27 protein-coding genes are annotated in these 24,019 nt (G+C 46.8%); 17 read left to right on the top strand and 10 right to left on the bottom strand.

All coding sequences use genetic code 11. From position 1 onward, the window contains the following. Window positions 1-43: 43 nt before the first annotated feature. Window positions 44-256 (bottom strand): dodecin, encoded by a 213-nt coding sequence (locus Q8J82_RS08405; protein WP_370653512.1) that lies wholly within the window; start codon window positions 254-256, stop codon window positions 44-46. A 420-nt stretch (window positions 257-676) separates the two neighbouring features. Between Q8J82_RS08405 and Q8J82_RS08400 the strand changes: the two genes are divergently transcribed. From Q8J82_RS08400 to fabG, 15 genes are all read left to right on the top strand, one after another. Then, complete coding sequence (locus Q8J82_RS08400) at window positions 677-1,069, top strand: hypothetical protein (RefSeq protein WP_304890062.1); 393 nt, start codon at window positions 677-679, stop codon at window positions 1,067-1,069. Between the two features lie 149 nt (window positions 1,070-1,218). Beyond that, window positions 1,219-1,827, top strand: a complete 609-nt coding sequence (locus tag Q8J82_RS08395; RefSeq protein WP_305328120.1) for an FxDxF family PEP-CTERM protein — start codon at window positions 1,219-1,221, stop codon at window positions 1,825-1,827. Between the two features lie 345 nt (window positions 1,828-2,172). After that, window positions 2,173-2,442 (top strand): phosphopantetheine-binding protein, encoded by a 270-nt coding sequence (locus tag Q8J82_RS08390; protein ID WP_304890060.1) that lies wholly within the window; start codon window positions 2,173-2,175, stop codon window positions 2,440-2,442. A gap of 14 nt (window positions 2,443-2,456) precedes the next feature. Then, window positions 2,457-3,104 carry a hypothetical protein gene (locus tag Q8J82_RS08385; RefSeq protein ID WP_305328119.1) on the top strand — a complete coding sequence of 216 codons (648 nt, stop codon included), beginning with the start codon at window positions 2,457-2,459 and terminating at the stop codon, window positions 3,102-3,104. A gap of 125 nt (window positions 3,105-3,229) precedes the next feature. Next, the gene (locus tag Q8J82_RS08380; RefSeq protein ID WP_305326189.1) at window positions 3,230-4,549 is read left to right on the top strand and encodes an AMP-binding protein; all 1,320 of its coding nucleotides are present in this window, start codon (window positions 3,230-3,232) and stop codon (window positions 4,547-4,549) included. Further along, window positions 4,546-4,854, top strand: coding sequence for a hypothetical protein (locus Q8J82_RS08375; protein ID WP_305326190.1), 309 nt, complete (start codon window positions 4,546-4,548; stop codon window positions 4,852-4,854). The genes Q8J82_RS08380 and Q8J82_RS08375 overlap by 4 nt, the downstream gene beginning before the upstream one ends. Continuing rightward, window positions 4,851-5,801, top strand: a complete 951-nt coding sequence (locus Q8J82_RS08370; RefSeq protein WP_305328118.1) for an acyl-CoA synthetase — start codon at window positions 4,851-4,853, stop codon at window positions 5,799-5,801. The genes Q8J82_RS08375 and Q8J82_RS08370 overlap by 4 nt, the downstream gene beginning before the upstream one ends. Window positions 5,802-5,807: 6 nt before the next feature. Next, complete coding sequence (locus Q8J82_RS08365; RefSeq protein WP_305328117.1) at window positions 5,808-6,467, top strand: LolA-related protein; 660 nt, start codon at window positions 5,808-5,810, stop codon at window positions 6,465-6,467. A gap of 37 nt (window positions 6,468-6,504) precedes the next feature. Beyond that, window positions 6,505-8,898 (top strand): MMPL family transporter, encoded by a 2,394-nt coding sequence (locus Q8J82_RS08360; protein ID WP_305328116.1) that lies wholly within the window; start codon window positions 6,505-6,507, stop codon window positions 8,896-8,898. Further along, window positions 8,898-9,575 (top strand): alpha/beta fold hydrolase, encoded by a 678-nt coding sequence (locus Q8J82_RS08355; RefSeq protein ID WP_305328115.1) that lies wholly within the window; start codon window positions 8,898-8,900, stop codon window positions 9,573-9,575. Before Q8J82_RS08360 ends, Q8J82_RS08355 begins: the two co-directional genes overlap by 1 nt. Beyond that, the gene (locus Q8J82_RS08350) at window positions 9,541-10,380 is read left to right on the top strand and encodes a polysaccharide deacetylase family protein (RefSeq protein ID WP_305328114.1); all 840 of its coding nucleotides are present in this window, start codon (window positions 9,541-9,543) and stop codon (window positions 10,378-10,380) included. The genes Q8J82_RS08355 and Q8J82_RS08350 overlap by 35 nt, the downstream gene beginning before the upstream one ends. Window positions 10,381-10,471: 91 nt before the next feature. After that, entirely contained in the window at window positions 10,472-11,698 is a 1,227-nt protein-coding gene (locus tag Q8J82_RS08345; RefSeq protein ID WP_305328113.1) for a beta-ketoacyl-[acyl-carrier-protein] synthase family protein, read from the top strand. Further along, window positions 11,695-12,495, top strand: a complete 801-nt coding sequence (locus Q8J82_RS08340; RefSeq protein ID WP_305328112.1) for a beta-ketoacyl synthase chain length factor — start codon at window positions 11,695-11,697, stop codon at window positions 12,493-12,495. Before Q8J82_RS08345 ends, Q8J82_RS08340 begins: the two co-directional genes overlap by 4 nt. After that, window positions 12,489-12,992 (top strand): 3-hydroxylacyl-ACP dehydratase, encoded by a 504-nt coding sequence (locus tag Q8J82_RS08335; protein WP_305328111.1) that lies wholly within the window; start codon window positions 12,489-12,491, stop codon window positions 12,990-12,992. The genes Q8J82_RS08340 and Q8J82_RS08335 overlap by 7 nt, the downstream gene beginning before the upstream one ends. After that, window positions 12,989-13,708 (top strand): 3-oxoacyl-ACP reductase FabG, encoded by a 720-nt coding sequence (gene fabG, locus Q8J82_RS08330; protein WP_305326196.1) that lies wholly within the window; start codon window positions 12,989-12,991, stop codon window positions 13,706-13,708. The genes Q8J82_RS08335 and fabG overlap by 4 nt, the downstream gene beginning before the upstream one ends. Window positions 13,709-13,716: 8 nt before the next feature. On the opposite strand, the gene Q8J82_RS08325 is transcribed toward fabG, so the two are convergent. The 9 genes from Q8J82_RS08325 to Q8J82_RS08285 form a co-directional block, all read right to left on the bottom strand. Continuing rightward, window positions 13,717-14,490, bottom strand: a complete 774-nt coding sequence (locus tag Q8J82_RS08325) for a glycosyltransferase family 2 protein (RefSeq protein ID WP_305252832.1) — start codon at window positions 14,488-14,490, stop codon at window positions 13,717-13,719. After that, window positions 14,487-15,314, bottom strand: coding sequence for a 1-acyl-sn-glycerol-3-phosphate acyltransferase (locus Q8J82_RS08320; protein ID WP_304891397.1), 828 nt, complete (start codon window positions 15,312-15,314; stop codon window positions 14,487-14,489). The genes Q8J82_RS08325 and Q8J82_RS08320 overlap by 4 nt, the downstream gene beginning before the upstream one ends. Window positions 15,315-15,328: 14 nt before the next feature. Continuing rightward, a complete protein-coding gene (locus Q8J82_RS08315) occupies window positions 15,329-16,417 on the bottom strand; it encodes a hypothetical protein (protein WP_304891396.1) in 1,089 nt (362 codons plus the stop codon). Window positions 16,418-16,830: 413 nt separating this feature from the next. Beyond that, window positions 16,831-17,352 (bottom strand): DUF3617 domain-containing protein, encoded by a 522-nt coding sequence (locus tag Q8J82_RS08310; protein WP_305328110.1) that lies wholly within the window; start codon window positions 17,350-17,352, stop codon window positions 16,831-16,833. A 314-nt stretch (window positions 17,353-17,666) separates the two neighbouring features. Continuing rightward, entirely contained in the window at window positions 17,667-17,945 is a 279-nt protein-coding gene (locus Q8J82_RS08305) for an integration host factor subunit beta (RefSeq protein WP_304891394.1), read from the bottom strand. Between the two features lie 105 nt (window positions 17,946-18,050). Beyond that, entirely contained in the window at window positions 18,051-18,554 is a 504-nt protein-coding gene (locus Q8J82_RS08300; RefSeq protein ID WP_305328109.1) for a hypothetical protein, read from the bottom strand. Between the two features lie 172 nt (window positions 18,555-18,726). Further along, a complete protein-coding gene (locus tag Q8J82_RS08295) occupies window positions 18,727-19,581 on the bottom strand; it encodes a transglutaminase family protein (RefSeq protein ID WP_304908670.1) in 855 nt (284 codons plus the stop codon). Window positions 19,582-19,586: 5 nt separating this feature from the next. Further along, entirely contained in the window at window positions 19,587-20,384 is a 798-nt protein-coding gene (locus Q8J82_RS08290) for a transglutaminase family protein (RefSeq protein WP_305328108.1), read from the bottom strand. A gap of 96 nt (window positions 20,385-20,480) precedes the next feature. Further along, window positions 20,481-21,203 (bottom strand): cytochrome b/b6 domain-containing protein, encoded by a 723-nt coding sequence (locus Q8J82_RS08285; protein WP_305328107.1) that lies wholly within the window; start codon window positions 21,201-21,203, stop codon window positions 20,481-20,483. Window positions 21,204-21,587: 384 nt separating this feature from the next. Between Q8J82_RS08285 and Q8J82_RS08280 the strand changes: the two genes are divergently transcribed. Both Q8J82_RS08280 and Q8J82_RS08275 read left to right on the top strand, forming a co-directional pair. Then, window positions 21,588-23,024 carry a circularly permuted type 2 ATP-grasp protein gene (locus Q8J82_RS08280; RefSeq protein WP_304891389.1) on the top strand — a complete coding sequence of 479 codons (1,437 nt, stop codon included), beginning with the start codon at window positions 21,588-21,590 and terminating at the stop codon, window positions 23,022-23,024. Then, complete coding sequence (locus Q8J82_RS08275; RefSeq protein WP_304891388.1) at window positions 23,018-24,016, top strand: alpha-E domain-containing protein; 999 nt, start codon at window positions 23,018-23,020, stop codon at window positions 24,014-24,016. The genes Q8J82_RS08280 and Q8J82_RS08275 overlap by 7 nt, the downstream gene beginning before the upstream one ends. Window positions 24,017-24,019 lie beyond the last annotated feature (3 nt).

Genomic DNA, 24,019 nt, shown 5'->3' with positions numbered 1-24,019 from the left:
GCAGGTGTTTAACGGTCAACCACTAGCCATTAAGTCATTCAGCCTAGTCTTCTATTCTAAACCCGACTTTAATCGTGACCTGGTAATGGGCAACCTTGCCATCTACGATATGCCCACGAGTTTCAACTAATTCAAACCAGCTCATGTGCTTAACGGTTAGAGAAGCCTTAGCAATCGCATTTTTGATTGCATCATCAGTGCCAATGACTGAAGACCCTACTAGTTCGATCAGTTTATAAGTGTGATTGGGCATAATATTCTCCAATATGTTTTAAATGGGTTGATTACATAGCGCAATAATGCGCTGTAGCTAATTCTTTGTCTATAAGCGGTTGCTATTTAATCGGTTGAATTTAAATTTCATGGCAGGATATTTAATCCGCTACAGCTCTGTTAGTGCTAATGGGCCATAGACGTAGCATCACCTAATCTTTAGGATAGCCATATTGTTATTTTTGAAAAGAAAAACTTGGCTTGTCACAATCTCTCAGAGCAAAACTGCTTTAAGTCAACAGGAGTCAGGGCAATGTATTATCCAAAGATGGTTGGTAAGAAAAAAACCGAACATCTGCATTTCAGTAGATTTAATCGCCCAGTTCAGTATGAGGCTACATTAAATTTAAATATCAACTCATTAGGCATCGACCTTTACTTTTAATATTATTCACAACTATTTATGAACCGCGAGTTTATTTCCCTTAAAGAAATCTTTGGCCCTTCGGGTGGAGATAGGCTTCGTTTGCTGCATGAATCAGACGAAGAAAGCCATGATGAATTTTACACGCTAAGCTGGGATACGCTTACTGTAAAAGGATGGCAAACTAAAGTGAAGCTCACTAATGACCAGTTTCAAGGATCACATCTTTTTGATCGCTGGATTGCTGACCTCCATAGCCTGCAACCTGAAAATGGCTTTGCTGTGATATTGGTTGCTGAGGGTAACCGTAAGCCTGACTCTCCATCCATAGAGTACCAATATTCTTGGAGAATTTGGGATATCGTCGAAAATGCCGAGGTCGCGCGGCTTAAAGACTGCAAAACACCATGCGATGCACTGGTGTATCAATAAGGCATGCAGAATTAAATACACGCTATGTGTAACCCAGCTAATTTAAGCTAACTATTCCAGTCTGTGTAGCTACCACCCAAGTGGGCCATTGATAAAAATACAGCTTAGTATATATTATGAATGTATAAAAAATTTTAAGGAGTAGTGTCATGAATAAATTATCTATTTTGATAGTGGCTGTTGGTTTAGTGTTTGCAACTACCGCTTCTGCTGCTGTTCATACTTATGATTTTGGTGGTGCGCCTTTTAACGGGCCGGGTATTACGCCATCATCAAGCTTTGCAACGTTAACCATTGATGACACTTCAAACCTGTTTACTTTGTCGTTAGGTAACTTGGTGTCATTTGGTTTTGGTCCAAATGCGAATGCAACGGACTTGGCGGTTAGCTACCTTGGTACTCCAGGCTCTATTCCAACAATCAGTGGCGTTACTGGGGGCATTACTTCCATTAACACGACAAATTCTAATCAGCCTGTGGGTGCATTTGATTTTGGTTTTGGTTTTGATTCTGGTGGTAATGTGTTGTCAAGTGGTGAAACAGTGAGCTGGACATCCAATGGATTTGATTTCAGTCAAGTGACGTCTGGTCAATATGGTAGTTTTGCATTGCGTATCCAAGGGGCAGGTCAGGGCGCGCAAGGTAATGCTTGGTACGGGGTTACGCCAGTGCCAGAGCCTGAGACCTACGCAATGATGTTGGCTGGTTTAGGTCTAATTGGTTTTATGTCACGTCGTCGTAAAAATAATCAAGCTTAATTAGGGGTGCTAATTATAGGTATATTAACGGGAGCTTTAGCTCCCGTTTTTAATTGGTCGATGTCAATGAATGAACTTTGGCAATAATAAGCTGTGACATGGAGATTAAGTGGGAAGGCGTACTATCGCACCCTCACTTTAGCTTTAAGTAGAAAGTGGTCATCCATTCCATTGGTATGGATTGCTGTAGATGGCTATTCATAGCATATTATTCAAGATGTCCAAATTGGATATTCACAGAAGCCAAAATTCGTCTACGAAAATCCAGGAAGTCCACTATAATGGGCAATTAGACAAATCAAATAATCATTCAATCGGAATGAGTTCATTTTACAAAAGACGATCATGTTAGAAAATAATTCGACCTTGCAGCTTGAAGTTGCTGAACTAATGGTAAATTCCTTAAATCTGGACACCACTGCAGCTGAAATTGACCTGGATGCTCCACTTTATGGCGACGGCCTTGGTCTTGACTCAATTGACATTCTTGAGGTTGCCCTTGTTATTTCCAAGCGTTACGGCTTGCAACTCAAAGCAGATAGTGAGGATAATCATCGAATTTTTAGCTCCCTGCGCAATTTGACAGATTATGTTGCTATCCACAAAACAAAGTAACATGGAGATAAAGTATGCTTGAGACCATGAGGATTGCACGTGGGTTAAGCATCGTAGTGATGATTGTGACTTATGCCGTATTGGTACATCACGTCAATACGTCAGGCCAGTCAAGCATGCTAGGCGCAATATTGGCGTTGTTGCCGATGTTCTTGCTAGTCATTACTTTCTCATTGAAAACCACATCTCGTCTAGTCGGCATCAGTTCATTACTGATTTTCTGTATAGTATCGTGGTTTGCGTGGTCACTTGTCAGGCAGCACACCGGGCTTATATTCTGGATGCTGGATATAACACTTATGTCGGGTTTATTGGTGACTTTTGGCTGGACTTTGCAACGAGACCAAAAGCCCTTGTGTGTGCATTTTGCCGAGATGATCAATGGCGGGGAACTGCCAGCAGAACATGAACGTTATGCTCACAAAGTAACGGTAGCTTGGGTGGTATTTTTCGCCATGATGATTATAGCTTCAACCGTACTGTTTTTTATGGCGCCACTGGCAACGTGGTCGTTCTTTGTGAATTTTCTTACGCTGCCGCTTGTAGCACTGATGTTTGTTGTCGAGTTTATAGTGCGTCGTCGCGTACTTACTGACTTGCCCACCAGTCATATTCTTGATGCGGTGCGTGCCTATCTAAATAATTCTGCACGCACGCAATAAGCCCAAGTTTTTACATTAAACCTAATTTTTTACATTAAACCCTAGTCTAGTTTTAACTCTGCATGCGAACTCTGCCACTAGTCACTCATACTTCCCTCAGTGAAACAGTCGCATGGCGTAAGGGCATGGCTATTTCTGTTGAAAAATTCCTTGCAGACGCTGAATGCCTTGCTACTTTATTACCGGCCGGCAGGCATATGCTGAACATATGCCGCGACCGGTATCACTTTACTGTTGGCTTGGCTGCTGCCATTATCAGTAACAAGATTAGTCTGCTACCGCCCACGCATACGCCAGAAATGGTGCGGCAATTACAGGCTTTTTCTGCCGATGTATTTTGCCTGCATGACAATGGTGATTGTGATATTGCCTTACCGCGGCTGCGATACCCGGCGGCGATGCCCGAACACTCGCTAGAGTGCAATGCTGCGAACGTGACGATACCGCAGATTGACGCGCAACAGTTGGTGGCAGTTGTATTTACCTCAGGCTCTACTGGTGCACCTATCCCGCATTCAAAAAGCTGGGGCCCCTTGGTGCAGAATGTACAAGCTCAGGCAGAGCGTTTAGGGCTGATGAATGGCGGACACTACAGCATAGTTGGTACCATACCGCCGCAGCATATGTATGGATTCGAATCAACCGTATTGCTGCCACTGCAAAGCGGCCATGCTTTGAGTAGTGCACAACCATTTTACCCTGCAGATATTTGCAGTGCTCTGGAAACGGTGCCTTCACCACGTATCCTGGTATCGACTCCATTACATTTGCGATTGTTACTAGAAGCCGAACTTAAGTTGCCAGAATTGGCTCTGGTACTCTCAGCGACCGCACCCTTATCTACGCCACTGGCACATAAGGTTGAAGCAAACTGCAAAGTACCTCTGCTGGAAATATACGGCAGTACCGAAACCGGGCAGATAGCGACACGACGCACGACACAAGCAGTGGAATGGCAATTGTTGCCTGATGTACGCTTGATGCAGCATGGAGAACGCATTTGGGCTGAAGGAGGACATGTAGAAACTCCGGTACCTCTCAATGACATCATAGAAACTGTTGGCCATGAGCACTTTCTGTTACATGGCCGCACACAGGACCTGGTTAATATCGCGGGCAAACGCAGCTCACTGGACAACCTGAATCATCATTTGAATTCGGTTGACGGGGTTATCGATGGCGCATTTTTTATGCCAGATGAAGTTTCACATGACCATGTTACACGCCTAAGCGCCTGCGTGGTTGCTCCCGGCCTGACGGCTTCAACTTTATTGGCAGCTTTGCGCCTACGCATAGACCCAGTTTTTCTACCAAGACCATTGCTGTTTGTAGAGTCACTGCCACGTAACAGTACAGGTAAGTTGCCGCGCGATGCACTGCAAAAGCTTATTGCAGGACAGATTGGTCAGGATATTGGCAAGGCTGACCTGAAAAATATCACATGAATAAACAGACATCACTCTCCATAGCTGCAGATCATCCGGCATTCGCTGGGCATTTCCCAAACGCGCCCATCGTGCCTGGAGTAGTGCTGCTGGATGAGGTTATTCATGTCATAGTCGCCGACAGCGGCTTAACTGTAACGGCATGGCAAATCAGCTCAGTCAAATTTCTGAGCCCGTTAAAGCCCGGTGAGTCTGTCATTATTGTGCACGAGCAACTGGCGAATGGCTCAATCAAGTTTGAAGTGCTGGAGGGCAGCCGCCAAATCGTTACAGGAAGCTTTGCCCCAAGCAACAGGATTTCATGACAGGGCCTATAGAAAGTACTGACAAAAAATCCGCACCCTGGCTAAAAACTCAGGAGCGCAGCAATATGCTGATGTTGCGCATAATGAGCTGGATATCGCTGCGACTGGGTCGGAGGATTGCCCGCTTAGTACTGCACTTAATTGCACTCTATTTTGTATTATTTGCTCCCGATAGCCGTCGCGCCTCGCTTGGTTATCTGCCGCGTGTATTGGGAAGGCCGGCTACATGGCTGGATCTGTATCGGCATTTTTTCTGTTTCGCATCCACCATACATGACCGTATTTATCTTATCAACCGCCGTTATGATTTGTTTGATATAGAGATACACGGTAAGGAAAACATCCATCCGTTGATAGACGCAGGCAAAGGTGTGCTGTTAATGGGCGCGCATCTTGGTAGCTTCGAGGTCATGCGCGCGATTGGACGACAGCTTCCAAGTGTGCGCGTTGCCATGGTGATGCATGAAGACAACGCGCAAAAAATCAACAGCATGCTGGCCGCAATAAATCCAGAAGCTTCGATGGATATTATCCCGTTGGGGCGGATTGATTCCATGCTGCAAGTGCAGGAGCGGCTGGAGGATGGCATGCTGGTCGGCATGCTGTCAGACCGCACTCTGGGTAATGAACCTATGGCACAGGTTAATTTGTTAGGTGCAACCGCTGCATTGCCAACCGGGCCGTTTCGCATGGCTGCATTGTTGCGACGCCCTGTGGTATTTATGGTCGGGCTGTATATGGGAGATAACCGTTACCAGATACATTTTGAGACGCTGGCTGACTTCTCTGACACCCCCAGAGGTCAGCGCGACCAGGCCGTGGAAATCGCTATCGCACGCTACACTGAGCTGCTGAACCGCTATACTCGTCTTGCACCGTATAACTGGTTTAATTTTTTTGATTACTGGCAATCAGTGCCTGCATCCTTGAATGAAAAAGGTGAATAAGACCATATGATTAAAACCAGTATGATTAAAACCAAGATGAATAAATCAGAAGCTATCCATGCCAAGTTTTTACGCTTTGCAATACCAAACCTGTTACTGCTTAGTATGCTGCTGGTGTCACCCATCAGCCATGCAGAGCGTAGCTTGAATGACTCTGCCTGGAATATAGACCAACTGATGCAATCGCTGTCAGCTATACGATCCGGACATGCCAGCTTTGTCGAGATAAAATCTATCGCTATCCTCGACAAGCCTGTGGAGTCATCTGGTGAACTATTTTATAGCGCACCAGACCGTCTAGAAAAACGCACATTGAAGCCCAAAACCGAGAGTATGTTGCTGGATAAGGACATCTTGACTCTAGAGCAGCGCGGTAAAAAGCGAGCATTGTCATTGCAAAGTTACCCGGAGATAGCCGCGTTTATAGACAGTATACGAGGCACGCTGGCAGGAGACCGCAAATCGCTCGAACGTACGTATAAATTAAGTTTGGATGGCGATGAACAAAGCTGGGGCCTCGTCTTGCTGCCAATAGAAGATAAAATGAAAAAAGTGGTCACTAAGATAAATATTGCAGGTTCAGGCAATGTGCTGCGAACCATAGAGATTAAACAGGCCGATGGTGATAGTTCGTTGATGACTATTACGCCATTGCCAGTGCCATAAAGGGTGTCTCCCTGATACTACGGAAGCCTGCCAACTCGTGAATTTATCTGCATTACAACGCAGCCGCGCTGCCATTGCCGTCTGGCTACTGCTAGTTTTAACTTGTCTGGCTATTATCAGCCGCAGCCACTTTACTGCCGATTTGTCTGCTTTTCTGCCACGCACGCCCACGGTTGAACAGCAATTATTGATGGATCAGCTTAAAGATGGTCTAGCATCGCGCTTGATACTTGTGGGCATAGAGGGTGCAGATCAAACCACACATGCCGAAGTTTCTAAAGCTATCGCCCAAACGTTGCGCACTAACCTGGCATTTGTCAGCGTCAATAATGGTGAGCCGATTACCAGCGAGCGTGACCAAAGTTATCTGTTTAATAATCGATACCTGCTAAGCCCTGCGGTTACGCCAGCGCATTTCAGTGTAGATGGACTACACACTGCCATCAACGACAGCATAGATCAGCTGGCTTCACCAGCCGGCTTGCTGTTCAAGTCACTGTTGCCGCACGATGCAACGGGTGAAATGCTGCAATTGCTGGATCAAATGAATTCTGGTAATCGCCCACAATTGATCGATGGAGCATGGGCATCACGCGATGGCAAAACCGCGTTGTTGCTGATTCAAACGCGAGCTTTAGGCTCCGACACCGATGCGCAAAAGCTGGCGATGCAGGCCATACAAGCCGCTTTTGATAATGAAACCATGTACAGGGCTAGCCAAACCAAATTGCTCATGACTGGCCCCGGCGTATTTTCGGTGGCGTCGCGCGACACAATTAAAAGTCAGGTGCGCCTGATTTTTGTCGTCAGCACGCTGCTAATTGCATTATTACTGCTCGCAGTTTACCGCTCGCTAAGTGCATTGCTGTTAGGATTTCTGCCAGTGGCTACCGGCATCTTGGCGGGTATTGCCTCTGTTAGTATGGGCTTTGGCGTGGTGCATGGCATTACGCTGGGCTTTGGCACCGCACTGATAGGTGAAGCGGTGGATTATTCTATCTATCTATTCATGCAATCTGATCATTCAGCTGATGGCAAAAACGAGCAAAGTCGCAAAACATGGCTTGTGCGTGTTTGGCCGACAGTAAGGCTAGGCGTGCTGACATCTGTATTCGGCTTTGCCTCACTGCTGCTATCAGGCTTTCCCGGCTTGGCGCAACTGGGACTTTACTCAATGGCAGGGCTGGTCGCGGCGGCAGCCATGACGCGTTATGTATTACCGCATCTGTTACCAGCCAACTTTCAAATACGTGACGTGACTAACACCGGATTAACCTTGTCGCACTATGCTGCGTTGGCGCCACGTTTACGCTGGCCAGCCGTTGCGCTGCTGCTAGCATCCAGCGCGGTTGTTTACCAGCATCAAGATCACTTATGGAACAATGAACTTGCCGCCTTGAGCCCGGTATCCGCTGCTGATCAGGCGCTAGATGCAAGGCTGCGCGCCGGCATGGGTGCGCCTGATGTACGTTATGTGGTCGTCGTATCCGGCGACGCTCAGGAAGCGGTGCTGGTAGCTACGGAAAAAGTATCAGCAGCATTGCAGATATTGGTCGAGAAGGGTGTGCTTACCGCGTTCGACAGTGCCAGTCATTACCTGCCCAGCCATGCCACCCAGCGTGCGCGGCAAGCCAGTTTGCCAACTGCCGCCGAACTAAAGCCCAGGGTGGAGAATGCCATCAGGGATTTGCCGGTGCGTGCTCATATATTTGCGCCATTCCTGATTGATGTGGAAGCTGCCCGCAACCAACCCTTGCTACAGCGTAGCGATCTGGAACACACCTCAATGGCGATGGCGGTGGACGCCATGTTATTACAGCAAGGATCGCGCTGGAGCGCACTGATACCTTTGACTGCACCTGAAAATGGCAATATCGATGCTGCCCAGGTGCGAGCGGTCTTGAATCAGGCGCAGGTACCCAACGCAATATTTGTGGATATGAAAAGCGAATCTAACCGCTTGTATTCCTCTTACATGACTGAAGCCATCATGTTATCGCTGGCCGGCTTGCTGGCGATAGTTATATTGCTACTGTATGTGTTGCGCTCGCCTACACGCGTTATCGCGGTCATTGCTCCGTTGGCAGCAGCAGTGCTGACGGTAACGGCAGGGCTGGCTTTATTCGGGCAGCAACTGATTATTTTGCATTTGATCGGCCTGCTGCTGATTGTAGCCATCGGTTCTAATTACGCACTATTCTTTAATCAGCCGCAGAATAATAACGGGAGCAATCCAAAAATACCGCCGCGTACTTATGCATCACTGTTACTTGCCAATGTGGCGACGGTACTGGGATTTGGCTTGTTGGCGTTTTCTAGCGTACCGGTATTGCAGGCCATGGGAGTTACTGTGGCGCCAGGCGTCATCCTCGCGCTGATTTTTTCAGCTGTGTTTGCACGTAGCAGTTTTAACTATGAGAGAAAAGCCTGATGCGCCATCTCACTGATTTGGCAAAGCCTGGGCAATATGCCGATACATTGGTGATATTGCTGCCGGGCGCTTATCAGCAGCCGGAAGACTTCATTAAAGAAGGCTTCGTGCAGGCGGTACGCCAGCGTCAGCTAGGCATCGATTTAATCATGGCGGAATTGTCATTCAGCCATATCGCCGATCAAAGTGCATTGTCAGAAATTTATAGTTCCCTGATACAACCCGCGATTGCGGCAGGCTATCAAAACATCTGGCTCGCCGGTATTTCAATTGGCGGTTACGTGGCAATGGCCTATGCCGGCAGTTATCCTGAGCAGCTGGCAGGGCTGTTATTGTTAGCTCCGTATCCCGGCAACCGCATGACCACGGGCGAAATAGCTTACGCCGGCGGCCTTCAGGCATGGGCACCGGATGCTATTCCCGATGAAGATATTGAGCGTCTTAATTGGCATTGGCTTAAAACGCATGTTAACGCTGCGGAGACTGAAGTGAGCCCGATTGAAGTACATTTAAGCTACGGCGAGGATGACCGCTTTGCGGAAAGTCATTTGATGATAGCGCAGATATTGCCCGCAACCCGCGTCGATAAAATCCCCGGCGATCATGTCTGGCCAGTGTGGCAGCAGTTATGGCATCACTTTCTTGATAAACGATTCGGTAAAAACAGCCATGACTGACATCAAGCAAGCGCATTGGCGTCCTACTTTATTTATCAAGCTATCCGTTATGTTGCATGTACTGGTATTAATCAGTCTAATTGTTGCACCCGACCTTTGGCCATGGGCGCTGGCTGTACTAATTAGCACTCATCTGCTGATTTCAGCTGTCGGCCTATGGCCACGTAGCAACTGGCTGGGTCCAAACTGGACACGGTTACCAACAGCTGCCGCCGACCGCAATGAAATTGCTTTGACCATAGATGACGGCCCCGATCCCATGGTGACGCCGCAAGTACTGGATTTACTAGACCGTTTTCATGCTAAAGCCACTTTCTTTTGTATAGGCGACAGGGTACAGCAGCACCCTGAGCTATGCCGTGAAATTGTACGTCGTGGTCACTCGATAGAGAACCATAGCCAACATCATAGGCATTACTTTTCACTTCTAGGCATGGGTGGTTTTGCGCGTGAGATTCAGGCCGCACAGGAGACTATTTTCAGCATCACGGGTATTTACCCTAAGTTTTTCCGTGCCCCGGCTGGTTTGCGTAATCCGTTTTTGCAACCAGTGCTGAGTCATTTAGGCTTGCGCCTCACCAGCTGGACAGTACGCGGTTTTGATACCCAGGAGAAAGATGCAGAAAAAGTCAAAAACAAACTATTATCCAGGCTAAGCCCCGGCGCTATTTTATTGCTGCACGATGGTAATGCTGCACTTACGAAAGAAAATATCCCTATTATTGTAGAGGTTCTGCCGTCTTTGCTGGATGCTGCCAATAAGGCAAATCTGCATTTGGTCACCTTACAGGAAGCAGCGTTATGAATACGGATTACAATATATAATTTAACTTGCGGCTATATATAAAAGATAGCGCCCAAATCATTATCATGCACAGAAAGCCTAGAATTTTTCCTTGAAACCGCTATTACTTTCACATTTCACTGCCACAAGCTGCCTCGGGCGTGGCCTGCAACAGACCTTGGATGCCTTGCGTCACGGCCGGCAAGCGCTCAAGCCCTGTGACTTCGAAACGGTAAACCTGCCAACCTTTATTGGTGAGGTTGAAGGCGTGGATGATGTGAAAATGGCTGCCGGCATGGCTGACTATAATTGCCGCAACAATCGTCTGGCGCAGTTGGGGTTGGAACAGGATGGCTTTGCCGATGCCGTCAATACTGCGGCAGAAAGGTATGGGCGCGAACGTGTTGGTGTTTTCCTGGGCACCAGCACCTCGGGAATACTGGAAACCGAGCTAGCCTTCCGGGAGCGTGACCCAGTGACTGGCGCATTGCCTGCAGGTTTAAACTATAGCAAGACGCAGAACACCTACTCGGTTACAGATTTTACACGTCAATATTTCGCTCTCAGCGGCCCTGCCGTTGTGGTGTCGTCAGCATGTTCCTCCAGCGCCAAGGTATTTAGTGTGGCACGACGCATGATAGAAGCTGGATTGATAGATGCAGCAGTAGTCGGTGGGGTGGATACCTTATGCCTGACTACGCTTTACGGTTTCGCTTCACTAGGCTTGCTTTCTACGCAAGCCTGTCGCCCCTGTGATGTTGAGCGCGATGGCATCTCGATTGGTGAGGCCGCAGCATTTGCACTGCTTGAGCGTCCATCCGCAAATGATAATACACGTGCAGTACTGTTGCTGGGCATCGGCGAGTCCAGCGATGCCTATCACATGTCATCACCCCATCCGGAGGGGCTAGGCGCGCGCATAGCGATGCAAGAGGCGCTGCATAGCGCTGGTCTAGCCCCGACCGATATTGATTACATTAACCTGCACGGTACGGCCACGCCAAGCAATGATGCAGCAGAGGCTAAAGGCGTCACAGCTGTGTTTGGTCACGACATCCTGTGCAGTTCCACCAAGGGTGCCACAGGCCATACTTTGGGTGCTGCAGGCGCGGTTGAAACGGTGATTTGCGCACTTGCTCTGCAACATGGATTTATACCGGGCGGCCTAAATACGCATGAGGTAGACCCGCTACTCGAACTGAATTATCAACTGGAAAATCGCAGCCAAGCGCTTGCACGCGTGATGAGTAATTCTTTTGGATTCGGCGGCACCAATTGCAGTTTAATTTTTGGCTTGGCTCAAGTTGGTCAGCAACCAGATGGGGAATCAAATCAATGACAATCCAACTGACTGCCTATATCGAAGGTATTGGCATATTAGGTCCAGGGCTCACTAACTGGCCCAGTACGCTTGAGATACTGACTGGCGAGCAGCCTTACTTATCATTAAAAACCGTGATACCCACCCCAGAGTTGTTACCAGCGGCAGAACGAAGACGCGCCAGTGATATTGTCAAGCTGACGCTGGCAACCTCGCTGGAGGCGATTGCGGCCGCTGGCTTGGAGGCGGCAAGTTTGCCCAGCGTATTTTCGTTTTCTAACGGTGATGGACTTAATTGCCATACTATCTGTGAAATGCTGGCATCAGATGACAGGCAAATTTCTCCTACGCGTTTTCATAATTCCGTGCATAATGCGGCGGCTGGTTACTGGAGCATTGCCACTGGCGCCATGGCTAGCTCGTCGGTACTATGTGCCTTTGACGCCAGCTTTGGGGCAGGGTTACTGGATGCAATGACACAAGTGGTGGTTGAGGGTAGCCGTTGCATTTTAATGGCGAGTGATACGCCGTACCCGGAACCTATGTTCAGCCTGCGATCTATCCCCGATAATCTTGGTATCGCACTGGTACTCGCACCACAACAAAATCCGCAAACCATCGCCCAGATCAAGGTCAGCATCACTCATGACGATGCCTGCAAATTTCAGGATGCAGCACTGGAAAGCTTGCGCATAGCGATTCCTGTCGCGCGCGGTTTACCCTTGTTGCAGGCAATCGCCCAGCAGAAAAACCGTCGAGTGGTGCTGGATTATCTTGATAACACACGCTTGGCTATAGAGGTCAGCCCATGCTAGATAAGGAGTTTCATGACGCCCGACTGAATCATGCTCATCTAGACCATAAATGGATTGCAGCCCATATTCCGCATCAAGGTAGCATGTGCCTGCTAGACAAAGTAGAAACCTGGGATCAAGAAAAAATTGTATGCCGCGCCAGCAGTCATCATGCTATTGATAATCCTTTGCGCGCTCACGGCCAGCTAGGAATCGCCTGCGGCATTGAATACGCCGCACAGGCCATGGCGGTGCATGGTGCCTTACTGGCTCCTGAGAATATCGCTAGGCCGCGTGTGGGCTATCTGGTCAGTGTGCGCGGAGTAACGATGGCAGTGACGCGACTGGATGACATTCAGGCGGATTTGCTGATAACTGCCAGTTGCATTATGAGTAGCGAAAACAATATTCTGTATCAGTTTAATGTTCGCGCTGACGACAAACTTTTGCTGGAAGGGCGCGCCGCCGTGGTATTGAATGCGGATGCATTGGCAGTTAACTTAGGAAAAAACACATGAAAAGAGCTTTAGTCACAGGTGGTAGCGGCGGCATAGGTGCTGCCATTAGCCGTCGCCTTGCCGCCGATGGCTGCCATGTCTATATCCACGCTAACCAGGGTATAGCAGTGGCGCAGCAGTTGGTTGCAGAAATCTGTGCGGCTGGTGGCAGTGCCGAGGCGTTGCAATTTGATGTCACCGATAGCGCCGCTGTGAGCGCTATACTTGGCCCGCTGGTGGAAGATGAGCCTATCCAGATTCTAGTCAACAATGCCGGCATTCATGATGATGCGGTATTCCCCGGTATGCGCCCAGATCAGTGGCATCGCGTCATCGACGTATCTGTAAATGGATTTTTCAACGTCACCCAGCCGCTGATGATGCCGATGATACGCAGTCGCTGGGGACGTATCATCAATATATCCTCCATCGCCAGTATCACTGGCAATCGTGGCCAGACTAATTATTCTGCTGCAAAGGGAGCGTTGAATGCAGCCACTAAATCGCTATCGCAGGAAGTTGCCAGCAGGGGCATCACTGTTAATGCCGTAGCCCCGGGAATTATTGATACGGCTATGAGTGAGTCCGTATTTGATGCGCAGACTATCGCCAATATGGTGCCCATGAAACGCGCTGGCACGCCGACTGAAGTGGCTGATCTGGTTAGCTTTCTTGCTTCCACTCAATCCGCTTATATCACGGGGCAGATTATCTCAATCAATGGCGGTATGATTTAACTTAGTCATTACTGACTTTTAAACACGCCCAATAAACGTCGCGTCAACAGCACAGGCAAGCGCAGCACGAAGCCGCAAAATAACCTCGTATACATCCAGGTGAGTAATATGTTGTCGCGCAGGTAGCGAAAATGCGAAACGCCACCTTCATCGGCCCTGAAATAACGCACCGGTGCAGGCAGATTCACCACTTTGACCCCGTGCCAGCTTAGCCTGACTGCGGCCTCCGGATCAAAATCAAAATGGCGCATCCATGGTTGGTAACGCATGACTTTTCTTAACGGGTCAATCGGGTAAACGCGAAAACCAAACAAAGAGTCGCCAATACCAGCCCATAAGGTTTCCAGGTTAGCCCACCAGTTAGATATTTTTCGACCCTGTACACGCAGGTTTGGTGCGCTGGCATCAAATATCGGCATGCCCAGCACCATAGCGTTTGGCTGCCTGATTGACTCAGCCATAAAAACTGGGATTAACTCTGGGGGATGTTGTCCGTCTGAATCCATAGTCAACGCATGCGTGTAGCCCTCAGCGGCGGCCAGATTTAATCCATGCAAGACGGCCGCGCCTTTACCCTTGTTGCGTGGTAAATGGATGATGCGCAAGCCTGAATCTTCGGCTGCCATGGCTTGTAAAGCCACTTCCGAGCCATCGGTGCTACCGTCAATCACCACCCATACCGGTTTCCAGTGCTGGCGCGCTGCGCGTACCGTGTCATACACTTTAGGGCCTGGATTGTAACTGGGAATAAGAACGATATGGCTGGTAGAAGCAGTAATCATAACAAAGGCGTTCCATGTGGGTTAAAGCCAAGTATGGCTACATTTTGCGTAGGCATCGGAAATAATGAGCCTTGAGCAGGGACTGGTTGCAATGTAGGCTTTAGTATCTCGGAAAAATAGCATTCTAGTTCTTCCATAAAGCGGTGGGCATTTTCAGGCGGGTCGAAGCGTTTGCCTAATCTTATCTTGTAGCTGACAGGCATAGTGGGCTTGCGGAATAAAGGCCAGCCTTTACTCAGGTAAGGTGAATTAGTTTCTATCAATACGGCTTGCACGGGTACTTGCGCTTGCATGGCGATCAAGGCAATACTGCCTTTCAGGGCGTTTATGGGCTGACGCGTAGTGCGGGTTCCTTCCGGGAACAAGAGCAGGTGGCTACCGGTTTTAAAATCTTCACTGGCCTGAAGTACCATCTGCCGTACCGGTTCATTGCGAATATAACGCGCCAGTCGCGCACCAGCACCAAGAAAAATATTATTCATTAATTCTGACTTCATGACGCAAGCTACATTAGGCAAACGGGAAATAATCATCACTGCGTCCAGCAGGCTAGGGTGATTAGGCGCAATGATTAGCGGAGCTTCGTTCCGTAATGCATCCAACTCTGTTAAATCAAAACTGCAACGACGTGAAACACTTAAACTGGCAATATAGGTTCTAAACAAAGTCATGATGGCATAACGGCCTAAATGCATGGCGTAGCGTGCTGGCAATAATGGATAAAGGGGAACAGCCACCAACGTCCAGCCCAAGGTGAGTAAGCCCAGCCACAGCAATCCAAGGTACAAGACAAGATAATCATAACCCATGAGTAATAATTTCATGATAGATTGCAGCCTTATTTTACACATGAGAGTTCCGATTTATACCAGGCAGTCGCTTCAATTTCCATCAGCAACTCACGGCGGCAGATATCGGCTTGAATGAAAACAGCTTCAATTGTGTCACCCAGAGTACGCTGCATTTCATTACGCACCAATAATAGGTCTGCAGCATGGCGGATATATACTCTGAAAAAAATATTTTGCACATCAAACTTCTGCTCACCAAGTATACGATTGGCCTCAGCAATCACAGCATCCAGATTTACCAGTGTTTCCCTGGTTTGTGCCACCACGTCTGACGGATGCAGTGTCTGATGGCCAACAATACTGGCTGTACCTGATATCAGCAAGAGATCTTCTAGTTCAGCGTGCAGCAAAGTCGCACGGGAAAAACTCGGCGTTCGCGGGCCGTATTCTTCAGGGTATTCATATGCACTGATCTGACGTGGATTTTCAATGGCGACCGGCGCTTTACGTCCAAGCAGGAAAGCGATGGATAGCGGCCCGTCTGCTAGGCCCAGTGCGCAAGCGGCTGGTAATTTACTAGCCACTTCACGGTCACAAGCCAGAAAAGCATCTTTACGGCCTACATTAAACTGGCGATAGCGCTCCAGTCCATGGTCAAGGCCATTGATGTCTGCCATGTAATTCCAGAAGCGGCAAATGTACGGATAATCCAGTTCATCCATTAGCGCAAATATCTGACGGTAAGCAGATTCCGTAGTATGTTGTAATGGCGCTATATTCATTATATTTTGACCCGCCTCATTTTGACTAGGCGCCAACTCAGGCAAGTTAATGAAGCCAAATAAAAATTCGTCACTATAACGATATTGAATTGCACCATTATTACCATGTCTTAAAAGTTTATCTGACGATAAATCTGTGTTGCTCAACCAGATTTCACAGGCTGCGTCTGCTCCATCCAGAATAGGCGCATGCAATTGAAAAATCGGAAATTTAACAGCCTCTGTAATGTTGTCTGTTGAAGGTTCAGCAAAGCTGATGACACCAAGAATGCTGTCTTGCCAAGACTGCGGCTGTTGAAAAATGCCAGAAAGAGGCATGTATGCGGTTTTTATAGGCAATATCGGCAAACTCATTCGGTGAACGTTAGACGAAAAAAATGATACGGCTTGATGCTAGGCAGATATTCATGAGTTAAGATTCTTTAGCAATCAACTGTATTATATCGCATCGCTGTAGGTGTGCATTCGAAATCGAGTCTGGTTGCTCTAAAATACGCATTCAACATTTATTTAACTAGTTTTATACAAGCGGAAATACAGGGCTAAACGCAATTTTGTCGACTGACAATCTGATTATATTCTACATAGATGTTTGAGGCTTTGTGAAACGTATTTCGTTGTTTATCTACCGCTCGGTAAATAAATGCCCGCATACCAAATCATCGAGAGTGTGCGGTATATGGAGTGAGTTGTCTGGCAAGGCTATTGATGGATGAATCAGCTCAATATAACCAAAAAATGGCTATAAATTTTTTAACATTCTATTGTTAAAGTGGCTTTACATTTCCGCAGCTTGCGTTAATCCACCGACCACTGATATCTGCCTTTTCATTGATTGGATTACCTTGTGCAAGGCCTTTAAATTGAGTTTGTCCTTTAAAGCTCTCCATGCTGACAAAAGTTCCTTCTGCAGTTCCATTTCCTTTCAGTTGTGCATTTGTACAAAAGAAATCTAGTCGATATTTGTTTTCTGAAATGGTGGCATTTTTAGCTGTACACCCCATTTGATTTTGATAAAAATCAGGCGGATTTTTTTGATTTGCCATTTCCTGCGTAATGCAAGCACTGGACGTAGCTGCGCCATTCTGAATTTGTGGCATATCAAAGCCGTATTCCTTGGCGATATCTTTTAAGTTATCCATTTGATCTTGCGGGATTTGTGGCACAAGCCATAGCAGGTCTGAAGTGGTTGTTATTTCCCATAACCCCGGCCGCATATTGGTTTCCGCTGAATTTGCAGTTGGAAAAAATAAAGAAATTGAAACTACAGCAAATAAAGATTTATACATTTACTCTCCTGATGCAATTTGAAGTCATACAATTTTCAGAGAACTTAATTCGAAGGAAGTTCAGAATGTTTCTGAATCAATATTTAGTCATCCAGTGAATTTTTTGTGCGGCTACTTGTGCTATTTTTTCTATCTAAATTTGAGTTGTAGTGCTTTGAGAAATGCGTTAGGTCGTTATGTTGCCTTAATTCAGCAAGAATATCGAGTGTATACGAGGTTTTTTGGAAAATTGCCTGTTATGAAGAAAATATTGGCAGTCTAACTGCTGGTTGGTTTGCTGATTTAGGTTTATTTAAACATTAAACTTACTTAGCTTACTGATTAACTTTGTCACGTAAGATATGCCCGGCTTTAAAATTAGGGACATATTTTTCAGGAACTTCAACTCTTTCCCCAGTCCGTGGGTTTCTGCTAATACGCGGTGGTTTGTAGTTAATCTTGAAAGTACCAAAACCTCTAATTTCAGCCCTGGAGCCTTCAGCTAATTTGTTTGAAATTTCATCAAGAATTACTTTTACGCTGATGTTTACATCTTCTAATGTAAGATGTGAGAACTTATCTCTAAGGTTTTGAATTAATTCAGAACGAGTCATTCTTTTTCTGCCTATAGAAGTAAGTCGGTATAAATAATTCTATAAGTTAATACCTCAATCCGATATGACCCATTAAGGCTATAGGAATCTCTAATAGCCTAAAATCTAATTACTTTTTTTTACTATCTTTTTAGCTTTAACCTCTGGCTTTTTAGCTTTAACCTCTGGCTTCTTAGCTTTAACCTCTGGCTTCTTAGCTTTAACTGCTAGTTTTGTAGGCTTAATCGCTGGCTTGCCAGCGCTAACTGCTGATTTAGATGGGGGAGGGCTGCGTTGGGCTGAGAGCTCATTAATCGGTTGGCCGGTCTCTTTAACGTAAAGTTGGTTTATAGCCTGAAAGAGTGTGTCAGCTGGATTGTTTTCACAATGCTGCAGCACAAACATATAACGCGACTCTTTATCGGTTCCTTCAAGATAATTTGCCTTTCCGTGAACTGTAACATTTATGGCAGAAGCGAAACCGTCAATATATGCAGCATATACATCTGAAGCTTCTGGATATTCGCTAACATGCGCTGTCATTTTTGAGCAAACGCGCTGGCCAAGCCCGTTTATCATGACAGAACCTTTACTATCCAGAGCATTTGCAACTGGCATATTTAAAGCCAAACCAAAGACCATCAAGCTATTCACAATCGGCTTATTTAATATTGTTCTCACGGTTAGTGACCTTTGACGTTGTTAACTCTGTGGAATCTATATGATGACACAGCGATGTATCAGGCGAAAGAGGGTGGGTTCTACTCTATTCGTTTTGATAGTTATGCTAAGACTAAAACAATCAGGCAAGCAAGTTAACCTGTACATCAACTACCATCTTTGGTGCTATCAAACCTAATCCTATGAAGCTACCTGAGACTGGAGGAACTGCTTCCGGGTTTCGCGCTACTGCTACTGCAATATGCCGATTGCCCGTTACCTCGCCTGATGTAGGGTCGAAACCCTTCCAGCCTGTGCCTGGCAAATAGACCTCAACCCAGGCATGGGTGGTCGCATTGCCAGCCTCGGTTGCGGGCGCGTGTAAATAACCGCTGACAAATCGACTAGCCAAACCAAGACAGCGACAAGCTTCTATTAAAAGTGTAGCGTAATCGCGGCATGATCCGCTACGCTGCGATAACGTCTGTGACGGCGATTGTACGCCAGCTTCTTCTCTTATTTGGTAACGGAACTGCTGGCTAATCATCTGATTTAATTTCATCAGCAAGCCAAAGGTCTCCATGCCGTTTAATCCGAGTAGTTGCAGCCAACTGTTAACAATATATTGATCTTTATAAAAGATAGGCTGCTGAAATGCCGCCAGATCAACTTGTTCATCCAGCGCATATGCAAAAGGATATCTGACTGCGTAATGCTCAACCATAAAGTCATAAGGCGCTTGATCGTAATGTTGAATCATCACTTCACTGGCAATGGTTAGTTTGTTTGAACGCTCCAGGAAGTTGACGATTGCCAGGGAATTATCAAATACATCACGCTGCCATTGAATATTATACGCAGGCGTTATTTCTAACTTGGAAGACTCAATGCGTACATCATGCCCCTCGCGTGGTCGTAATAGAAGCCTATGCTGATTTAACGTCACCTGCGTTGGAAAGAGATATTCCGTCAAATGTTTAATGCGCAACCTTTGCATGACGTTTAATCCGGCGCTGAATCAAGCATCTCAACGTGAACCGACATTTCTTGAGGATACAAAGCTGGGCCGAACTGATTAAATATAGCAACATCAGCTGCGTCTCTTCCATAGGCTACAGTGACACGCCCACCTACTGGATAAGGCTGGGTTGCGTCAAAGGTATACCAGCGACCGCCTACATAGGCTTCAAACCAGGCATGAAAATCCATAGGTTCAAGTCCATGCAGGTAACCAACAACCATACGCGCAGGGATACACAACCCTCGGCATAAGGCGATGCCTAAATGGGCGAGTTCCCGGCAAACTCCCTCACGTTGTTGATTGACTTCTACCGCTGATAACTGAAAGTGGATGGAGTCTGGATTGAAGCGAATATTGCCACGTATCCACGTTACGATGGTGGCTACCTGGTCATAGCCTGGCGCTACACCAGCCACTATTTCCTGACCAAGGTCTATAAACCGATCAGATTCACAATAGCGTGTAGGTAAAAGATAGGTAAGAACTTCATCAGGCAGGTGCTGCACTTCATCAAAAGGCGCTCCTGGACAAACGTCAATACTGTCGGCGGTGAGTATATCTGCTGATGTGCGTATGCAAAACTCACCTGGCGGGGCGATTAGCCGCTGACAAAGATTGCCATAATTGTCGGTATATTCGACCACAGGCACACTGGGTTTTAATGTGTATGATTCACGCGCTACCCATTGATGTAAGCCACTACGCGGACGAAGCATAAGGATAAACGGTGTAGCAATACTGACGTCAAAGCTAATCTCGCATTTAGTCCTAAGCCACACGGTGATTCTCCTTTTGCTTACATAAGCCGCGCATTCTATCTCGTTTTCATTTTTAGAAAGGAGTTAGCTGGAATTTTGAATTCACTAAACTTTTTATTATTTAATATTTTTCAGCATATGTGCCACTTCTTTTTCAGCCTGTAGCCAATACTCCCAAGAATGATCCGCCTGAAATCCCTGTCGTTCAGCTATGTAATAGGCAGCTTCTTCAATATACTGCATATGCAGCGAGTCAGAAATCTCATAATGTGCCGGCAGTGGCGGTAAGTGGTTTCCTGCACCGATTAGTCTGCGGCGTTTAAATCCAGTGATCATCGCTAGTATTAGATTCTCTCTATGAACCAAACTGCCAACGACCACGCCAACCAAGTGCAGTCCAACGGTCCACAACCATGCATATGCAACAAAATCATGAAAATCTTTAATCTGGTCATCATCCATCAACCCAAATGGAATTGCGATGTCGTTAAACGACATGAAGCCAGTCAAAATCGTTAACAGTCCAAGGGTAAGCATGGCATAGATGGCCAGCGCACCAGCAGGATTATGACCAAGGTATCGTTTAGGCTTGCCTGTCAAAATACTGGTGATGTAAGCGAATCCCGCACCAGGATTGGGCGGAAATCGGCGAAATGCAGAAAAGTCTTTCATTAAAAATCCGTATAGCCAGCGTATTACTATCACAGCACCAGCTACATAGCCTGCCTCCACATGAATGTCACGCTTTAGCTCTGAAGTAGCAGTATAAAAGGCGATACAGAAGGCACCCACCAAAATCCAATGCAGCAATCGAGTCGGTATAGACCATACTTTAATCATAAAAAACTCCTTATTCCATGCATTAGCATGAGATGCTACATAAGAAACGTTGCAATAATTGTACCAACACCCTGTAGCTGAAAAAATTCGCGGACATGTTTTATTTTGCGATTGGCAGCAAAAGAATTTTATAAAATGGTTTTTTTTTGCTTGCTAGATGACGCTAGCCTTGGGCTTGCTAGGTTTAGCTCTAATACTGGCGCACTAACAATAGGCTTGAATAGTTAGCCTTGCACCAAAACTGCGCGCTATGTCTCATGGCTTGCAAAACCCAAGGGGCTAATTCAATAAAATTAGCCTTGAATAAGCCTGTAAGGCGCATTCTATATAGAAGGCAATGGCATTGCATGTAGTTGGCACGCGCCTTGCAAGTAGCTAATCATTATGGCTACTATTGATTATAAAAATAAAATACTGACAGCCTTTGACGAGTCATTCGACTCTAAAAAAGGGGTTAGGCCAGTATATGCAGCTTATGCTGACTGGTTAGCTGGAAAAGACTTCTCACAACTTGCTCAAAAATCACGTGATGCTGAGCTGTTGTTTCGTCGGGTAGGCATCACCTTTGCAGTTTATGGTGAGGAAGAGGGTGCTGAACGCTTGATTCCATTCGATGTTGTCCCACGTATTTTAGCTGCAAACGAGTGGAAGCGGCTATCAGATGGTGCATGTCAGCGGGTACGGGCACTCAATATGTTTTTAAATGACCTTTATCACGGACAAGACATCATTAAAGCTGGTGTTGTGCCGGAAAGCATTCTAACCAACGAAATGTATCGGCCAGAAATGCAGGGCGTTGACGTATCAGGCGGCGTCTATGCGCATATTGCCGGCATTGATATTGTACGTACCGAAGCCGATACGTTTTATGTGCTGGAAGATAATTTACGCACACCTTCTGGCGTTTCATACATGCTGGAAGACCGACGCATGATGATGCGCTTGTTTCCAGAATTATTCCGCAATTATCCAATTGCACCAGTTGAGCATTACCCGCAACTGTTGCTGGAAAATTTGCGTGCCGTTGCCCCGCGCGGAGCAAACAATCCGACCGTGGTGCTGATGACGCCTGGAGCTTATAACAGTGCTTACTTCGAACATGCTTTTCTTGCGCAGCAGATGGGCATTGAATTAGTCGAAGGTCGGGATATGTTTGTGAAAGATAACGCTGTATTCATGCGCACTACGGAGGGCCCAAAACAGGTGGATGTTATTTATCGCCGTATCGATGATGACTTTATTGATCCGCTGGCATTCAGGCAAGATTCAATGCTAGGTGTACCGGGGTTGATTTCAGTTTATCGCAATGGGGGCGTTGCACTTGCAAATGCCATCGGTACAGGGGTGGCGGATGATAAGTCCACGTATATCTATGTGCCGGAAATGATCCGTTTTTATTTGGGTGAGGAACCGATATTGTCTAACGTACCTACCTATAAACTTAGTGTAGCAGATGACAGAAAATACGTATTAGAGCATCTGGCTGAGTTAGTCGTTAAAGAAGTACAGGGCTCAGGTGGCTACGGCATGCTGGTTGGCCCTACCTCAAGTAAATCACAGATTGAAGATTTCCGTCTACGCATCCTTGCCAATCCAGACAATTACATTGCCCAGCCTACGCTGGCGCTTTCAACCTGTCCAACCTTGGTAGAACAAGGCGTGGCCCCTCGGCATGTAGATTTGCGTCCGTATGTATTGACTGGAAAAACAACTACCGTCGTACCAGGTGCACTTTGTCGCGTCGCCATGAATGAAGGTTCATTAGTGGTGAACTCATCGCAAGGCGGCGGTACGAAAGATACGTGGGTGCTGCAATGTTAAGCCGTACCGCAGATCACCTTTACTGGATGGCACGTTATATTGAGCGTGCCGAAAATATGGCGCGCATGCTTGATGTTACCTATCGCATGTCGTTAGTACAAAATGCCGCTCAAAGTGAAGCCGCACTTTGGGTACCACTTTTGCATATATCAGATACCGTTGAAGATTTCCAAGCAACTTATGACGAAGTTACTGCACGCAATGTGATTTATTACATTGCAATGGATGAGCGTAATTTATCCAGCATTTACAACTGCCTCCGTGCTGCACGCGAAAATGCGCACGCTGTAAGGGTGGCGATGTCTTCAGAAATGTGGGAGAACATCAATAGCCTATGGCTTGAATTCCAGCAAATGGACAAGCTGCTTATTTTGGATAGCGGCTTGTCAGAGTTTTGTGACTGGGTGAAATCACGTTCGCATCTATTCCGCGGAGTTACATACGGCACGATGTTACGTGATGATGGCTTTCGATTTACCCGATTGGGCGGGTTTATCGAACGGGCAGATGATATGGCACGCCTGCTGGATGTTAAGTACCACCTATTATTACCTTCAGCTAGTGATGTGGGCGGCGCGGTGGATTATTACGAGTGGAGTGCATTATTGCGTTCTGCCAGTGCTTATGAAGCCTATTTAAAAGTTTATCGCGATGCCGTAATGCCGTTGCGCGTGGCTGAACTACTTGTTTTGCGTCACGACATGCCACGATCACTGCATGCTTGTATGGATGAACTTACCAATATCCTGGACCAATTGAGTGGTGATGCCGGTCGTGAATGTAAACGTCAGGCAGGCGAGATGCACTCTAGCCTGCATTACGGGCGCATTGAAGACATTTTCCGGGGTGGGCTGCATGAATTTTTAGAGTCATTCCTCAGGCATAACAACCGCCTGGGCATAGAGATTCAACGCACTTATCTAAATGCACCTAGCCTTAATGAAGCAGGTCTAGATGAATCAGTGAGTACACTGGAACAGTACCAAAGCTAAATA

This window comes from Methylotenera sp., assembly GCF_030684185.1.
GTDB lineage: Bacteria > Pseudomonadota > Gammaproteobacteria > Burkholderiales > Methylophilaceae > Methylotenera.
The sequence above is the reverse complement of the archived record's forward strand: the minus strand, read 5'-3'. Positions and strand labels throughout refer to the sequence as shown.

What these genes read in the sequence shown, in the direction of transcription:
- Q8J82_RS08335 (WP_305328111.1), top strand. Translation starts at nt 12,489, where the DNA reads ATGCTAGATAAGGAGTTTCATGACGCCCGACTGAATCATGCTCATCTA.
- Q8J82_RS08385 (WP_305328119.1), top strand. Translation starts at nt 2,457, where the DNA reads ATGCTTGAGACCATGAGGATTGCACGTGGGTTAAGCATCGTAGTGATG.
- Q8J82_RS08320 (WP_304891397.1), bottom strand. Translation starts at nt 15,314, where the DNA reads ATGAAATTATTACTCATGGGTTATGATTATCTTGTCTTGTACCTTGGA.
- Q8J82_RS08295 (WP_304908670.1), bottom strand. Translation starts at nt 19,581, where the DNA reads ATGCAAAGGTTGCGCATTAAACATTTGACGGAATATCTCTTTCCAACG.
- Q8J82_RS08380 (WP_305326189.1), top strand. Translation starts at nt 3,230, where the DNA reads ATGGCTATTTCTGTTGAAAAATTCCTTGCAGACGCTGAATGCCTTGCT.
- Q8J82_RS08375 (WP_305326190.1), top strand. Translation starts at nt 4,546, where the DNA reads ATGAATAAACAGACATCACTCTCCATAGCTGCAGATCATCCGGCATTC.
- Q8J82_RS08355 (WP_305328115.1), top strand. Translation starts at nt 8,898, where the DNA reads ATGCGCCATCTCACTGATTTGGCAAAGCCTGGGCAATATGCCGATACA.
- Q8J82_RS08390 (WP_304890060.1), top strand. Translation starts at nt 2,173, where the DNA reads ATGTTAGAAAATAATTCGACCTTGCAGCTTGAAGTTGCTGAACTAATG.
- Q8J82_RS08315 (WP_304891396.1), bottom strand. Translation starts at nt 16,417, where the DNA reads ATGAGTTTGCCGATATTGCCTATAAAAACCGCATACATGCCTCTTTCT.
- Q8J82_RS08310 (WP_305328110.1), bottom strand. Translation starts at nt 17,352, where the DNA reads ATGTATAAATCTTTATTTGCTGTAGTTTCAATTTCTTTATTTTTTCCA.
- Q8J82_RS08305 (WP_304891394.1), bottom strand. Translation starts at nt 17,945, where the DNA reads ATGACTCGTTCTGAATTAATTCAAAACCTTAGAGATAAGTTCTCACAT.
- Q8J82_RS08400 (WP_304890062.1), top strand. Translation starts at nt 677, where the DNA reads ATGAACCGCGAGTTTATTTCCCTTAAAGAAATCTTTGGCCCTTCGGGT.
- Q8J82_RS08395 (WP_305328120.1), top strand. Translation starts at nt 1,219, where the DNA reads ATGAATAAATTATCTATTTTGATAGTGGCTGTTGGTTTAGTGTTTGCA.
- Q8J82_RS08340 (WP_305328112.1), top strand. Translation starts at nt 11,695, where the DNA reads ATGACAATCCAACTGACTGCCTATATCGAAGGTATTGGCATATTAGGT.
- Q8J82_RS08325 (WP_305252832.1), bottom strand. Translation starts at nt 14,490, where the DNA reads ATGATTACTGCTTCTACCAGCCATATCGTTCTTATTCCCAGTTACAAT.
- Q8J82_RS08365 (WP_305328117.1), top strand. Translation starts at nt 5,808, where the DNA reads ATGATTAAAACCAGTATGATTAAAACCAAGATGAATAAATCAGAAGCT.
- Q8J82_RS08280 (WP_304891389.1), top strand. Translation starts at nt 21,588, where the DNA reads ATGGCTACTATTGATTATAAAAATAAAATACTGACAGCCTTTGACGAG.
- Q8J82_RS08285 (WP_305328107.1), bottom strand. Translation starts at nt 21,203, where the DNA reads ATGATTAAAGTATGGTCTATACCGACTCGATTGCTGCATTGGATTTTG.
- Q8J82_RS08370 (WP_305328118.1), top strand. Translation starts at nt 4,851, where the DNA reads ATGACAGGGCCTATAGAAAGTACTGACAAAAAATCCGCACCCTGGCTA.
- fabG (WP_305326196.1), top strand. Translation starts at nt 12,989, where the DNA reads ATGAAAAGAGCTTTAGTCACAGGTGGTAGCGGCGGCATAGGTGCTGCC.
- Q8J82_RS08275 (WP_304891388.1), top strand. Translation starts at nt 23,018, where the DNA reads ATGTTAAGCCGTACCGCAGATCACCTTTACTGGATGGCACGTTATATT.